Origin of the sequence: Streptomyces sp. ME19-01-6 (assembly GCF_033793745.1) — a bacterium.
Taxonomy (GTDB): domain Bacteria; phylum Actinomycetota; class Actinomycetes; order Streptomycetales; family Streptomycetaceae; genus Streptomyces.
In genome coordinates, this window is sequence record NZ_JARAXF010000037.1 from 81,124 (window position 1) to 94,043 (window position 12,920).

Annotated in this window: 16 protein-coding genes; 11 read left to right on the plus strand and 5 right to left on the minus strand. The window is 68.8% G+C overall.

The window, feature by feature from the left end; translation table 11 throughout:
- Window positions 1-40 precede the first annotated feature (40 nt).
- Window positions 41-949, minus strand: coding sequence for a Ku protein (locus PV419_RS44760; protein WP_319698993.1), 909 nt, complete (start codon window positions 947-949; stop codon window positions 41-43).
- A gap of 102 nt (window positions 950-1,051) precedes the next feature.
- Here PV419_RS44760 and PV419_RS44765 point away from each other — a divergent pair, with 102 nt between their 5' ends.
- The 3 genes from PV419_RS44765 to PV419_RS44775 all read left to right on the plus strand — a co-directional run bounded on the left by PV419_RS44765 (window position 1,052) and on the right by PV419_RS44775 (window position 1,931).
- On the plus strand, window positions 1,052-1,417 hold the full coding sequence (locus tag PV419_RS44765; protein ID WP_319698995.1) for a DUF6233 domain-containing protein: 366 nt from the start codon (window positions 1,052-1,054) through the stop codon (window positions 1,415-1,417).
- On the plus strand, window positions 1,417-1,644 hold the full coding sequence (locus tag PV419_RS44770; RefSeq protein WP_319698996.1) for a hypothetical protein: 228 nt from the start codon (window positions 1,417-1,419) through the stop codon (window positions 1,642-1,644). The genes PV419_RS44765 and PV419_RS44770 overlap by 1 nt, the downstream gene beginning before the upstream one ends.
- Before the next feature lie 71 nt (window positions 1,645-1,715).
- Entirely contained in the window at window positions 1,716-1,931 is a 216-nt protein-coding gene (locus PV419_RS44775; protein WP_319699046.1) for an e9imm peptide, read from the plus strand.
- Window positions 1,932-2,054: 123 nt separating this feature from the next.
- Here the strand turns inward: PV419_RS44775 and PV419_RS44780 are convergent, their stop codons facing one another.
- Window positions 2,055-2,246 (minus strand): hypothetical protein, encoded by a 192-nt coding sequence (locus PV419_RS44780; RefSeq protein WP_319698998.1) that lies wholly within the window; start codon window positions 2,244-2,246, stop codon window positions 2,055-2,057.
- Between the two features lie 207 nt (window positions 2,247-2,453).
- Between PV419_RS44780 and PV419_RS44785 the strand changes: the two genes are divergently transcribed.
- The 5 genes from PV419_RS44785 to PV419_RS44805 all read left to right on the plus strand — a co-directional run bounded on the left by PV419_RS44785 (window position 2,454) and on the right by PV419_RS44805 (window position 7,226).
- On the plus strand, window positions 2,454-2,678 hold the full coding sequence (locus tag PV419_RS44785; RefSeq protein WP_319699000.1) for a hypothetical protein: 225 nt from the start codon (window positions 2,454-2,456) through the stop codon (window positions 2,676-2,678).
- A 57-nt stretch (window positions 2,679-2,735) separates the two neighbouring features.
- Window positions 2,736-2,918 carry a hypothetical protein gene (locus tag PV419_RS44790; RefSeq protein WP_319699002.1) on the plus strand — a complete coding sequence of 61 codons (183 nt, stop codon included), beginning with the start codon at window positions 2,736-2,738 and terminating at the stop codon, window positions 2,916-2,918.
- A gap of 132 nt (window positions 2,919-3,050) precedes the next feature.
- Window positions 3,051-3,419: a hypothetical protein gene (locus PV419_RS44795; RefSeq protein ID WP_319699004.1), complete on the plus strand. Its 369-nt coding sequence runs from the start codon at window positions 3,051-3,053 to the stop codon at window positions 3,417-3,419.
- Window positions 3,420-3,514: 95 nt separating this feature from the next.
- Window positions 3,515-4,516: a hypothetical protein gene (locus PV419_RS44800; protein WP_319699006.1), complete on the plus strand. Its 1,002-nt coding sequence runs from the start codon at window positions 3,515-3,517 to the stop codon at window positions 4,514-4,516.
- Between the two features lie 157 nt (window positions 4,517-4,673).
- On the plus strand, window positions 4,674-7,226 hold the full coding sequence (locus PV419_RS44805; RefSeq protein WP_319699007.1) for a DEAD/DEAH box helicase: 2,553 nt from the start codon (window positions 4,674-4,676) through the stop codon (window positions 7,224-7,226).
- A 178-nt stretch (window positions 7,227-7,404) separates the two neighbouring features.
- On the opposite strand, the gene PV419_RS44810 is transcribed toward PV419_RS44805, so the two are convergent.
- From PV419_RS44810 to PV419_RS44820, 3 genes are all read right to left on the minus strand, one after another.
- The gene (locus tag PV419_RS44810; protein WP_319699009.1) at window positions 7,405-8,445 is read right to left on the minus strand and encodes a fatty acid desaturase; all 1,041 of its coding nucleotides are present in this window, start codon (window positions 8,443-8,445) and stop codon (window positions 7,405-7,407) included.
- Between the two features lie 353 nt (window positions 8,446-8,798).
- Entirely contained in the window at window positions 8,799-9,707 is a 909-nt protein-coding gene (locus tag PV419_RS44815) for a hypothetical protein (RefSeq protein WP_319699011.1), read from the minus strand.
- Window positions 9,708-9,892: 185 nt separating this feature from the next.
- On the minus strand, window positions 9,893-10,636 hold the full coding sequence (locus tag PV419_RS44820; RefSeq protein WP_319699012.1) for a GntR family transcriptional regulator: 744 nt from the start codon (window positions 10,634-10,636) through the stop codon (window positions 9,893-9,895).
- A gap of 104 nt (window positions 10,637-10,740) precedes the next feature.
- Here PV419_RS44820 and PV419_RS44825 point away from each other — a divergent pair, with 104 nt between their 5' ends.
- From PV419_RS44825 to PV419_RS44835, 3 genes are all read left to right on the plus strand, one after another.
- On the plus strand, window positions 10,741-10,995 hold the full coding sequence (locus PV419_RS44825) for a hypothetical protein (protein ID WP_319699014.1): 255 nt from the start codon (window positions 10,741-10,743) through the stop codon (window positions 10,993-10,995).
- Window positions 10,992-11,885 (plus strand): diaminopimelate epimerase, encoded by an 894-nt coding sequence (gene dapF / locus PV419_RS44830; protein ID WP_319699016.1) that lies wholly within the window; start codon window positions 10,992-10,994, stop codon window positions 11,883-11,885. The genes PV419_RS44825 and dapF overlap by 4 nt, the downstream gene beginning before the upstream one ends.
- Before the next feature lie 588 nt (window positions 11,886-12,473).
- Entirely contained in the window at window positions 12,474-12,884 is a 411-nt protein-coding gene (locus PV419_RS44835; protein ID WP_319699018.1) for a hypothetical protein, read from the plus strand.
- Window positions 12,885-12,920: the final 36 nt, after the last annotated feature.

The window sequence follows — 12,920 nt, forward strand, 5'->3', positions numbered from 1 at the left end:
GCACTGCCCGCAGCAGTGCGGCCCTGGACGACAGCTGACCTCAGGACGCCGTTCGCTTCGTCGTGTTCTTCGCCGACGTCTTCTTCCTGCTGGTCTTCTTCGCGGCGGTCTTCTTTCCCGGGGCCTTCTTCTTCGGCTGCATCTCCTGTACCTCGGCCTCGCCCTCATTCTCCCCACGGGACTCACGGGCGGCCCGCACACTGTCCCGGAGGGCGGCCATGAGGTCGACGACCTTGCCATCCGGCTCAGCTGGCGTCTCGACCTCGGCCGGTTCGATGCCCTCGGCCTTGGCGCGGATGACGGCTTCGACAGCTTCCCGGTACTCGTCGCGGTACTGGCTGAGGTCGGTGCCGCCGATGGCTTCCATCAGCTCCATGGCCTCGTCGACCTCTGCGTCGGAGAGGTCCACGCCGCGGGGTGCGAGTCCTTCGGCTGAGCGGATCTCGTCGTCCCAGTGGAGGACCTGGAGGACGATGGCGTCGCCCACGACCCGGAGCGCACCCAACCTCTCCCTGTTGTGCCAGGCGAACTTGGCGACGGCGACCTTGTCGCTGCGCTGGAGAGCTTCCCGGAGCAGGATGTACGGCTTGGCGGCAACGGCGCCGTCGGCTTGCAGATAGTAGGGGCGGCCGAAGCGGATGGGGTCGAGGCGCTCGGCTTCGACGAATGCCGCGACGTCGATTGCCTTCGCGGTGGGCAGGGGGAGGTCGTCGAGCTCCTGGTCGCTGATGGGTATGAGCTGGTCTTTCGACGCTTCGTAGGCGCGGCTGATCTCTTCTGGGTCGAGTTGCCGGTCCTCGATCTCGCAGACCTTCCGGTAGCGGATCCGGCCGCCGTCGGCGGTATGGATCTGCCGGAAGCTGATCGAGTGGTCGTCGGTAGCGGGCAGGACGCGTATAGGGATGGTGACGAGGCCGAACGCGACAGCGCCGCTCCATACAGGACGCATGGCTACCTCCCAGAGGCCCCCCTGGGGTCTTCCAGCGTAGGCGTGTCCGGGCTGGTGTGCCTTTGATCAGCTACGACATCACGTTCGATTAGTATTCGAATGGTGAGTGCAGCTGAAGAACGGCGGTCGAGAGTCGAAAGCCGGGCCGTGGATGCGCGGGACGATCTCCCTCCCGACCTCGACCGGCTCCGAGCGGTAGAGACCTATTTGCGCCTCCAGCTCGCCGCCGTCCAGGCACGCATCGCGGAGCTGGAAGACGGGCGGCCGGCCCGGGCCGCCGGTCCGGCCGTCGGCTGGACGCTCCAGCTCCTGCCCAGCCCAGCGGGAGCCTCCCCGCGCGGGTATCTCCATCGCGAGACCTGTTTCATACGAGGCGGGAGGCCGCTCAGCCGAGAGCAGGCCCGGCTGGTCCTGGCGATGCCCGACGTCACGGCGTGCGACGCGTGCGGCCCAGAAAAGGGGCTGTGATGTACCGCGTGATGCTCCAGTTCGAGGAGAGCGGCCCGGGCGTTACCGGGGAATGGGCGTCCGGCGCCACGGCTCGGAAGACGTACCGAGAGTGGATCGGACTCTATGCCGCCAAGGATTCCGCTGTGGTCGTCCAGCTGGTGGAGGAGACGGACGGCGTACGGCGCACGCTGAGGCGGTGGACCGCGCAGGGTGAAGTCGTCGCTGCCGGTGAACTCGCCAACTGAACAGCACCCCTACGAAGGAGGCCGAACGGACTGTGCTGGTGAACGACTGCGGAACGCCCGATCCGGCGGGGATGAGTCACGCGGAGGCGGCTGCGCTCGTGCAGCGGATCATGGATTCGGACTACGCCTCCGACATGGAGGCGGACAGCTGGCTGGAGCGGCTCGCCAGAGCCCTGGCGTGCCCGTCTGGCTACATCAGCGACTTGATCTTCTGGCCACCAGGGCGGGAGCTCTCGGCTGATGAGGTGGTCGATCGAGCTCTGGCCTATCGCCCGATTGCTTTGTAACGCCGGTACTCAACCTGCAAAGGGGTGCCCCGCCGCACGCGCTGACGCTTCGAGGCATCGCCCAGCGGGGGTGATGCTCCGAGGCGCCCGCTCGGGGAACGTGGTCGGGGCAGTCCCGATACTTCAGGGGATATCGACGGGTGCGGTGGCGAAGAGGAGGTAGTTGAGGACCACCGTGATCGGGGCGAGGAAGGCCAGCCACAGCCGGGCGGCCTCGCGCCGCTGCCAGGTTGCAACGTAGTCGGCGAGCAGCAGGCCGACCGGCAGGGCGAGGCCGAGCCGGTAGACGGTCCACGCGACTTCCAAAAGCAACATCTGCAGGTCACCCGCCGAGGCGACACTCAGGCCGCTTAGTGACCTATCAGGAGCGACGCCCTGCCCGTCCCGGGTTTCTCGGGCCCGAACCGGTGCGGGCCAGGTGCCCGGGTTGATGTGCGGGTACACCGAACGCCTGACCACCGGCCACCCGGCCTGCAGCGAATGCATGGTCGCATGGACGGCTTATGATCCGAACTCGTGGACATGCCTGCCAGACTTATCGCCCTTCAGCAGACAGCTGACGCCGAGCACGCCAACCTCACAGGCCTTATCGGCGACGAGCACCGCGCCCAGTGGAAATGCTGGTTCGACGCCGCCGTCGAGAGCCAGGCCGCCATCACCAAGCACGCCGAGGACGCCGGCCTCAACCGCTTCGAGCTGGAAGCCGCAGTGAAGAAGGCCGTACGACACCCGGACCCGAAGGACTGATGAGACAGGGAGGCGGTCACCACACTTCAGAGCCGCCTCCGCGCCATTCTGGGGCACGTGACCCCGGGCATCGTCGCGTTCGCTCTCCATCACCTCGGCGCGCTGTTGCCCGATCTCACCGCCGAACAGCGGGCACGGATCGACGCGGCCGCCCGCGTCCTGAGCATCCAGGTGCGCGAGGACCTGACCGGAGCGAACGGCACCGGGACTGGTCCCGGCGAACACGAAGGCAGTTCGTGACGCCCGCGGCAGCCGGTCGTCAACTTGCCCAACAATCCCCAACTGCTTGTGCACCCTAATTTAGGGTGTAGGGTGGGTGGTGTGAGGCAGGGGACAGCCCCAGCCCGCTCCGTAAGTCACTCGGAGAACCCCATGAACACGACTGCCGCGGCCGTCGAGGCCAGCGTCACCGTTGAGACCATCCGCACCTGGTGCCGGAACGGCGTCATCACCGCGACCAAGACCGCCGGCCGGCGGGTCATCGACGCCGCTTCCCTCGCCCGCCGTGTCGCCATCGGCGCCATGCGCGCCAGGACGGAAACCCCTACGCCCCAGGAGCCTCCCGCCACCCACCGGCAGGTCGACTACGCCATGAACCTGCTGAGCAACCTGGCCGCCAGCGACTTCGGTCTGGAGTTCTACGACGGCCCCACCACGCGGCCCGAGATTGCGGCGCTGTCCAAGGACGCTGCCAGCAACCTCATCGAAAACCTCAAGGACCGCCAGAACGGCCCCTGCTGACGAGCAGCGATGGCCAAGCCGCCACCGCCACCCTCTGACCGACCCACTTCCACCGGCCAGCACGCCCTTGGCCCGAGTCCTTGAAAGGGATCGCCATGTCTCCCACCGGAACCACCGTGCGGATCATCGAGTGCACCAGCCCCACCGAGCTGTACCGGCACTACGACGGCCAGAGCGAGGCCCAGCCCGCTTACATCGAACTCGACACCCAAACCGGAACGCTGTCCGCCAGCTATAACGGCGAGATCGGCAACGCCGTGCCGTTCACCGTCTTCCACGGTCTGGACCGCCGCTACAGCATCCCCGTCCTTACGGCTGACGCCGTGAACCGCGTCATGCGGGAGATCGCCCCGCTTGCCGACCGGATCATTACCGGCACCGAAGCTGTGTGGGACGGCAACAACACGGTCGCCGAACTCACCGAGGACGCGCTCGCCGCCGAGGAACAGATCGAGAAGACCTTGGGCTGCGGATACTTCTCCAACGATCTGCCCCCGTTCGGCGACGAGGACCTGGTCGGCGTGTGGGACATCGACGGGGCCGTCAACGGCCAGGAGGTCGACGAGTACGACATCACCGCGGACACGACCAACGCCCTCCTGGACGAGATCGAGCAGGACATCCTGGACAACCTGCGGGACTGCGGCGACCAGCAGGTGGTCGTCTGTCACGGCCTCGGCGACTACCTGCGCGGCCTGCGCGACGAACTCGCCGAGGATGACCCGCTGAACCCGGCCGAACTGCGCTCGGCCCGCGAGTACCTGAGCCTGACCGGCGACCACCTGGCGAAGCTGCTCGGGGTGAACCCGCGCACCCTCCGGTCGTGGGAGCAGGGCCGCGACCCGATCCCCGGCCGCGTCCGGCCGGAGATCGCCGAGCTGAAGGCGGCCACCGACAAGGCCGTGGCAGACATGGCCGAGGCGTGGGGCGAGGGCCAGCCCCTCATCACGTACCGCGACGATGACGAGTACAAGGCCGCGAACCGCGGCGGCCGGTGGACGGCATCCTGGCACCGCCGGGTCTGCGTCCGGGCCGCCGAGCAGACCGGCGCCCGCATCGACTACGCGGAAGACGCGGACGAGCAGGGTGAGGCGTGACCCGCATGTCCACCATTGCGGAGGTGGGCGCGCCGATTCCGCGGCGTGCGCCGCAGCCCCGGCGGGGCCTCATGATCCTGCGTTCCTCTCTCCGACCGATAAGCGTTCCGCGCTGCGGCGAACCCCCTGAACACCAAGTCGGAAAGGACCAAGACGCGTGATCCCGCGCCCCAGCAGCCACCGGGCCGTCCAGCTCGAAGGCCACAATGCCCCGACCGGATCCGTACTCGAGCTGCGGACGTACCAGACCGAAGCAGTCGAGGCGATTGTGGCCGCCCTGGCCGGCGGGGGACGTGCCCAGTTACACGCCGCCTGCGGCAGTGGAAAGTCCCTCGTCGGCGCTGTAGCCGGGATGCACCTCGTTGCCGGTGACGGGCTCCTGGTGGTGCTGGTGCCGTCGCTGTCACTCGTCGCCCAGACGCTGACTGCCTGGCGCGATCACACCAGGTTGGACGCGTTCCTCGCGGTGTGCAGCGACGACACCGTGACCGACGCCCCCACCCACACCTCCGACATCGATTCCGACGTCACGACCGATCCGGCCGTCATCGCTGCCTGGCTGACCGGCGGCCGGGGACGGCGGCTGATCGCGGGTACCTACCAGTCCGCCCATCGTCTGGCTAAAGCTCTCCGCGACACCGGCCAGGCGGCGGATCTGGTGGTACTGGACGAGGCGCATCACCTCGCGGGACGCCCGGACTTCGTCACCCGGCGGGTGCTGGAAGACTCCTTCCTGCCCGCCCGGCGGCGCTTGTTCATGACCGCCACCCCCCGCATCGATGACGTGCGGGTGGAGACCGTCAACGGCCTGTCGATGGACGACCTCACCGTCTTCGGCCCGGCCGCCTACAGCTACCCGTGGGCGCGTGCGATCAGCGAGGGCTTTCTGGAGGACTACCGGATCGTGGTCATGGGCGTGACCGAGGCCCAGGCGATGAAGCTGCTCCAGGACGACGAGCACGCATTCGTGGACCGGTCCGGCGCGCCGGACCTGAGAACCCTGGCGGCCCAGGCGGTCATCACCAAAGCCGCCCGCCAGTACGGGCTGCGCCGGATCCTCGCGTTCTGTCCCCGGCTGGATGCCGCCCGTGAATTCACCCGGACCCTGCCGTCCACTGCTGCCCGGCTGCCCGCAGGGCAGCGGCCCGATGGCGCTGTGCATGCGGACCATATCCACGGCGAGATGAGCAACCGCCAGCGGCAGGCGGTCCTGGACCGGCTGCGCCGGCCGCCCGGCGAGTGGATCGTGGTGTCCAACGTGCGATGCCTGTCCGAGGGCGTGGATGTGCCAGCAGTGGACGCGGTGGCCTTCACCCACCCCAAGCGGTCCCAGGTCGACATCGTTCAGGCCGTGGGGCGGGCCCTGCGCCCGTCGCCCGGCGGGTCGGGCACGGCCACCATCATCGTGCCGATCGTCATCCCCGACTCCACGACCCAGGTGACAGACCTCGATCCGGGGGAGTTCAGGACTCTGTGGCAGGTGGTACGGGCCCTGCGCGCGCATGACGAGGCACTGGGCATCGAGCTGGACATTCAGCGCAGCCATGGGACCACACGGAACCCGCAACTGCCGTCCCGCATCACCGTCGAGCTGCCGACCGGCACCAGCGACCGGGTACTGGAGCAGCTCAAGGCGATCACGGTGAAGCAGACCACCTCGGCCTGGTGGGAGGGATACGGACATGCCCGTACCTACTTTTCGGTCCACGGCCATCTGAACGTGCCGTTCCAGTACGTCACGCAGGAGGGCGGGTTCCGGCTCGGGCAGTGGATCGTCAACGCCCGGCAGCACCACCGGAAAGGCTGGATGCGCCGGGACCGGATCGAAGCCCTCGACAAGATCGGCATGATCTGGGAGACCAAGGCCCGGCTGTGGAAGCTGTTCACGGAAGAGTTGAAGACCTTCCGCCGGGCCTTCGGCCACGTACTGGTACCGCAGAGCTACATCGCACCCAGCGGCTACCGGCTGGGCCAGAAGATGAACAGCACGCGCAGCAACCCCCACCGAGTGCCGGAGCATGTACGCGCCACCCTCGACAGCCTGGGCATGGTCTGGAACACCCGGCACGCCCGGTGGCAGGAGCTGCACACCGCGGCGTGCGAGTACCGCGAGCAGCACGGCCACCTTGAGGTGCCGGCCCGCTACACAGCCCCCGACGGCTACCCCCTGGGGGCGAAGATCAAGGCGCACCGCAAGCTGTGGCGTGAAGGACGCATCGACCCCGCCGAGCAGGCGTCCCTGGAAGAGCTCGGCATGCGCTTCGACACCACCGACCAGCCCTGGCAGGAGTTCCTGGCCGCATGCGACCGCTACATCGCGGCCCACTATGACCTCAACGTCCGCAAGGACTACGTGGACCCCACCGGGTACCGACTGGGCAAGAACATGGGCTACTACCGAGCCTTGCACGCCGGGACGAAACCGGGCGGGCTCGCCGACGACCGGCGCCAGGCGCTGGAAGAACGAGGCATGGTCTGGAGGGTCAGCACCACCCGAGACCTCACAGCCGACGAGGCCCAGGCCCTGCGCCGTGTCCCCGCCGCCCGTCAGGGTGAGGAGGTGATGCGCCTCCTCAAGGAGGTCGGTATCACGCAGTCGAGCATCGCGGCCGCACTTCGCATCCACCGGTCCCACCTGAACGTCAAGATCAAGAAGTACCGCGAGACCCGCTCTTGGCCGGTCAGGCAGCGCAGGAACGACAGGTCGTAACACGCGACGCCCGCCCTTCCCCGGCGGTCTGTTCCCGCTCCCCGGCGCGCTGCACGATGGAGAGGTGAACGAGCACGGCGAGAACAACGGCGACGTCAGGCCCGGCGCTGCGCTGGGCATGTGAAAGGCCCTCGAACCCGGGAAGCGACGGGATCGGGGGCCTTCCGCGTGTCCGCGGTTACGCGGTGGGGGCGGGCGTGCTCGGCGCGGCGGTTTGGACGGTGAGCGCGCGGTGGTGGTGGGCGATCACGGACCTGGGGCCGAACAGGAAGCTGTCCGGGGTGAAGTGCGGTTGAGCGAGGTGGCGTTCGAGGGCGGGGAGGTAGTTCCAGCGCACGGCAGGGTGGGCGGAGTGGGCGTAGTGGTGGAGGTCGCCGTACGGGAGCCAGGTTGCTGCGGCGAGCGCGACCAGGAGGCGGTTGTGGGGGTAGAGCCGCAGGCACCGGCCGGCTTCCACCCAGGCCGGGGAGCCGGTGCGGGGTTCGGGGTCGAACCAGGTGTGTTCGACCATGAGGCTGAGCCAGGCCAGCTGGGGATACAGCAGGAGCCGCGGGATCAGGACGCCGCAGAGGAGGGCCGGCCAGCCGCCCACCAGGTAGGCGGCGCCCAGGACCGCGGCGACGGCGGCCGTACGGTGCCATTTTCCGGAGTGCCGGAGGTTGGCGGCGATCCCGGCCGTAGTGCTGCGGAGGCCGCGCCAGGTGAGCGGATGCACTACGGCGCGGGCGAGCTGCAGCCGGGTGATGCCGGGGCGCAATCCGGCCTGGTGGAGCTCGGCGAGGTTGGGGTCGACGCCGGGGCGGGCGGCATTGGGGTGGTGGTCGCGTACGTGCAGGCGCCGCCGCTCAGGGACAGGAATCATGCCGAGTGGGTGGTGGGCGAAGGCCTCGGCGAGCAGCTGGTTGGCACGGCGGGTGCGGGCCAGGACACCGTGCACGGCGAAGTGGCTGATCTCTTGAAGGTGCCGGAACTGGACCGCGACGCCGAGGGCCGCCACGGCGGCCGCCAGGGGGCCGTGTGCGGCCAGGTGCCACCATCCGGCGATCTGCAGCCACTGGCCGGTCAGGAGCAGCGTGGGTGTCCAGGTGGTGACCTGGATTCGCTGCAGGGCTATGAGGTCGGCGGCGCTGCCGCTGGCCGGGCGGCGGCGGGAGTGGTGGATGCGGTCGGGCAGGCGCAGTGCGATGCCGAGGGCGATGAGCGTTAAGGACAGCAGCATGGTGAGTCACCCCGGTGGGACGGACGGGGATGGGGGAGGCCCCACCCGTTGATCACACACCGTACATCTAGTGACTAGCTTTTGGGGTGGGTGGTGCCCGCACCGGGACAGTGGACTGGTCCGGGCAAGCAAAAGCGGCCCCCGCCGAGGCGGGAGCCGCTTCACCATCGCCCTGCCGGGCCCCGGGCTCTACAGTGCGTCGATCCCCTCGCGGACGTTGCCGGTGTCCCAGTCGGTGCTGTCCAGCATCGGTCCACGGCATGTCGGTGGTCGGCAAAGACAGCAGTCGTCGTTCACGCCGCGCAGAGGAAACCGAGCGGCCAACCGGCTGCTTTGCCTGCCGGGCCGGGGTCCTACAGCGCGTCGACTGTCTCGCGGACGCGGTCGGTGTCCCAGGTGGTGCCGTCCAGCATGGGCCGGACGACGGTTTCGTAGCGTTGGAGGATCTGCGGTGCGGCGTCGGCGCCATGTCCCCACACGGATTCGAAGCGGCCTATCCAGCGCTCGGCACCCTTGAAGTAGACGCTGGAGCGGCCCTTCGTGTAGTCGGCATCGCCCTGCTCCTCTTCCACCAGGACGGCGGCCGCCGCGACGATGATGACGTCCACGGCCTGGTCCGCGCGCAGCCGGTCGCGGACGGCCAGCCCGCAAGTGACCCCGAGCTGGCGGTGGTGGTTGATGAGTTGAAGAAGATCGCGGGCGTATTCCTCGCGGACAAGGTCGTCCTGGTAAGCGATGAATAGCCGGTCGATGCTGCCGCCGGCCTCGACCAGGCGGCGGTTGGCGGTCAGGTATTCGCGGCGCCGGGTGAGCAGTGAGGGGTTGGTGGTCAGGTCCGCGGCCAGGATCCGTTTGGGCAGGGACTGAGAGTCGATGAGCGTGTTGACCAGCAGTACTGACAGGCGGGGGACTTCGCTGGCGTAGACCCGCAGGTGCCCGTCGGCGATCTCGCCGTAGTCGGAGATCAGCTCCTGCTCCAGCTGGGAGCGGACCAGGCCGTAGTAGTGCGCATCGTCCATGGCCTTGAGGTTAGTGGCGCGCCGTAGCGTGATGAATGCCTTCCTCAGCCATAGGTGATTGGCCGTCATGACGATGACGATCGCGGTCTCGGTGATCAGCAGGCCGTTCCTCACGCTGGCGCGGGCGCTGGCCCAGGCGATCACCGGGATGACGATCCCGGCGAGGCCGATGAGCGCGTTCAGGACCGGTGACGCCAGTGTGTCGGTGATCCGGGACGCCGGATCGCGGCGTGGTGCGGGCATGGCGGGTTCCCTCCCCCTAGACGGCCCGAGGCCGTGAGCGTTGATGATGTGCGGATACCGCCGCAGCGCCGGACCCGCGATGCGGCACCGAAAGCCCGCTTAATCCCTGTTCCTGCGCCCGTGGCCTGCCCGCTGCCGGGCGGCCGGCAGGTGCGCAGTGGGCGTTCGTCGGGTGTGTGCACAAGTCAGGTGGTGGGCGGCACCGGGATGTCGTAGGTGATGTCCCACCGGTCCGCGGGGATGAGGAGGTCGGCGGTCTCCACCGGCCTGCCGCTGGTGTCGTGGTGGGTGCGCTGGATCAGCGTCGCCTGGGTCCCGGCGGGTACGCCCAGCAGCTGCGCCTGGTCGCGGTCGAGATGGACCGGACGAATGGTCTCCACGGCCCGGGTCACGGTGATGCCCAGGTGTGCCATCCGGGCGGCCACGCCGCGGCCGGCCAGCGGGCCGCCTTCGGGTAGGACCACCACGGTGCCTCCCGTGATGGCCATGGGCTCCCAGCTGGTGCACAGCAGCGCCGGCTGCCGGTCGGCGAAGATCTCGTAAACCGTCCGTACACACAGCGCGCCGGCGTCGGCGGCCAGGCGCTCGGCGATGTCCGGCGGGGCCGGGACCTTGGCAATGCTGTCCGCTTCGAAGGTGCCGTCGAAGCCGGGGCCGGCCAGCCCGGTGGCCGGAGTGCGGAGCATGGTGCGGCGCTGGTGCGGGGCGCGCACGTAGGTGCCCGAGCCCGCGCGGCCCTCGAGGAGGCCCTCGGTGATGAGCAACTCCTGGGCGCGCCTGATGACGTTCTCTCCGACGCTGAATTCGGTGCCCAGCTCGCCGCGTGAGGGCAGCCGCTGGCCCGGGGCCCAGGTGCCGTCGGCGATGCGTGCGCGGAAGGCGGCTGCAACCCCGAGGTAGGGGGCGGCTCGTGAGGTGCCGTCAGCCATTTGTCTCCTCGCCCACGGCGCTGACCTGTACTGATTGACAATCTAGTGGACTAGATCGAATCTAGTGACTAGAAGTACAGTCCGTGTGGATCGGGGGTGTGGGCGTGACCGAAGACCACCAATTAGCCGCAGTCCAGTCCGCCGCCGCCCAGCTGGCGCTCCTCGGCGGCACACCGCCCCGCGTCATCCCCGAACCCGGCGCCATACGCATCGAGACCGAGGTGACCCCACGCCTGGCAGACCGCTGGCCCCAGGTCCTCGAAGTCCTCAACCGCGGCGCCGACTTCGGCCTGACCCTCACCCACGCCGGCCAGACCGCCTGGCTGCGCATCGAACGGGAGACCGGCACCCACCCATGACCACGCTCGCACTCCACCCCTTCATCAAAGGGCACGGCGCCGAAAACGACTTCGTCATCCTCCCCGACCCCGCGGGCCACCTCACCCTCACATCCGCCGAAGTCGTCCGCCTATGCGACCGGCGCACCGGCCTGGGCGCCGACGGCATCCTGCGCGCCGTACGCTGCACCGCCGACCCCGAGGCCACCGCGATGACCGAGGCCGAGTGGTTCATGGACTACCGCAACGCCGACGGGAGCCTGGGCGCGATGTGCGGCAACGGCCTGCGCCTGCTGGCCCGCTACCTCGTCGACGCTGGCCTCCACCGCCCCGGCGCCTTTCTCGTCGCCACCCGCGCCGGAGTACGTCAGGTCCACGTCCCCAGCGACGGCCCGGTCACCATCGACATGGGACGGCCCCGCCTGCCCGGCACGAGCGGCATACAGGTCACCGCGGCAGGCCGCACCTGGCCCGCCACCCACGTCGACATGGGCAACCCCCACGCCGTCGTCTTCCTCGAGGACCCCCACCTCGCCGGAGACCTCCGCACCGCCCCCACCGTGACGCCCGCCGCCGCGTATCCCCACGGAACCACCGTCGAATTCGTCACCACCCGTGGCCCCCACCATCTCCAACTGCGCGTCCACGAACGAGGCGTCGGCGAAACCCGCGCCTGCGGCACCGGAGCCTGCGCCGCCGTCGCCGCCGCCCGCGCACACCACACCCGACCGCCCCTTGCCGCCCACTACACCATCGACCTGCCCGGCGGCCGCCTCCACATCGTGGTACGCCCCGACGGCGCCATGGAACTCACTGGCCCCGCCGTCATCACCGCCCAGGGCACCGTCAGCCTCATCCTGCCCACACTGGAACAGCAAGGGGCACACCCGGCGCTGACCAGCGCCGGGTGATGACACACCAGGGGAGCAGCCGGCCGCATCTGTGCCCAGTGATCTGCTGGCGCGTCGCTGGAATGGGTACTTGTACCGCATGAGCGGCCGGATCAGCTGGCCGGGCATCGTCCACGGCCTTCGCACTGCTCCTCTGCCTCTGTGACGGAGCACAGGATCAGACGAAGGCCACCCTCGCGTCCGGCGGATACCCGTCCGGGCGATCAAGTTCGACACACCGTTCGAGGTCTCAAGACCACTCGGCGCCGGGGAGCCAGGCCTTTCAGGAGTTCAACGGCCGCTTGAACGTAAATGACCAAGTCACCGGTCCACTGCCGTTCGCGTGATGGCTCACAAGCTGCCAGCCCTTCCTGCCATGTCGCTCAAGCATCTCGTCGATGTCCGACAAGATGGAGTGGCCGTCCCGAGGGCTGACGATCACGAACTTGTGCTCCCATATCTCCATGCCCTCACCCTGCCCGAACCAAAGCAGTCGCGTGCCCTGATGACCACGACCCCGGGGTTGCACGACAAGCTAATGTCGGGAGGCTCGTGTGCCCGAAGAGGCCGGCTCTTGGTCCGCACTGTTCGAATCGGATGACACCACCCGTGACTCGTGGAGTTCGGCCCCCACACTCCACCATCCTGGTCGACTGCGGCCTGGAGTGGGACGCGGTCGTCGTCGCGCCGCTGGAACGCGGCCTGGCCGCCCTCACCCGGCTCGGCCTTCCGATAGACCGCGGCTACCTCGTGCTGGCCGACTACGTTCGCCAGGAACTCGTCGTCCACGTTCCCGCCGGCACCGCCCGCCGGTGCGCCGCTTCGGGCACCCGCTCCTTGACGACCGGATCCTGGCTGCTGGTGCCAGCAGGTGAGCGCGGATCCATCTTCGCCACCTGGCTCAGCCCGCCACACCGTAGCCACCCCCGCTACGTCGACCCCGGTGAACTGTCCGACGCGTTGCAGCACGTCGACAAGCACAGCCAGCGTGAAATGCCAGCCTGCAGCTCTCCCTTGTGAGCAGCAGGCCATCAGAAGCCTCGGCGCGTCACACCC